This window comes from Blautia acetica (assembly GCF_038739805.1).
GTDB lineage: Bacteria > Bacillota > Clostridia > Lachnospirales > Lachnospiraceae > Blautia.
This window is the reverse complement of record NZ_JBBEWO010000054.1, coordinates 1-823: the sequence shown is the minus strand read 5'-3', so window position 1 is coordinate 823 and position 823 is coordinate 1. Positions and strand designations below refer to the sequence as shown.

Genomic DNA, 823 nt, shown 5'->3' with positions numbered 1-823 from the left:
ATCATGACCACCCGTCCAACGGGTGGTTTGCTCTAGGGCTATAAGCCCTTGTTACTAGGCCAGCGTCTCAAGGCGCTGGCTTTCTCTTTCGGCTATGGGAATTCTGTTTACACATCCTTCCCACAGCTCCGTTCAAGCCATATTGCTCTTGACTCGTCGCTACCCCTTAAGGGGTATTGTTACTACTTGGCATTACCCCTTAAAAGGGTCTTCATATTCTTTTACACTTAATTTATCCATTGCAATATCATGCTTTTCCTGTTCTTGGATATATTTTTTTATTGTTGCCTCATTTAATCCGACTGTACTAACATAATATCCCTCCGCCCAGAAATGACGATTTCCAAATTTATACTTTAAATTTGCGTGTTTATCAAATATCATAAGTGCACTTTTACCTTTTAGATATCCCATAAATGAAGATACGCTTATCTTCGGGGGAATACTTACTAACATATGAATATGATCTGGCATCAGATGTCCTTCAATTATTTCAACACCTTTATAACTGCACAATTGTTTTATAATATCTCTGATATCCGCTTTATATTGATTATAAATTACTTTTCGTCTATACTTTGGTGTGAAGACGATGTGATATTTGCACATCCATTTTGTATGTGCGAGTGAATATTCTTTCTTCGCCATAAATTACCTTTCCTTTCTACAATATAGCCTGAACAACTTTATTGTACACGGAAAGGTAATTTTTTTGTATAACAATCGACGCGCACCCGCATAGCGGGTGGATTATTGTTTCGCCCATCTCCATTTTTCGGATCAACGAAAAACTCCAATGGGCGAAACAGACTAAAGTCCACAT

General features: G+C 38.0%; 1 protein-coding gene. It reads right to left on the bottom strand.

The window, feature by feature from the left end:
* Positions 1-192: 192 nt before the first annotated feature.
* The gene (gene tnpA / locus WBS51_RS15160) at positions 193-648 is read right to left on the bottom strand and encodes an IS200/IS605 family transposase (RefSeq protein ID WP_016438399.1); all 456 of its coding nucleotides are present in this window, start codon (positions 646-648) and stop codon (positions 193-195) included.
* Positions 649-823 lie beyond the last annotated feature (175 nt).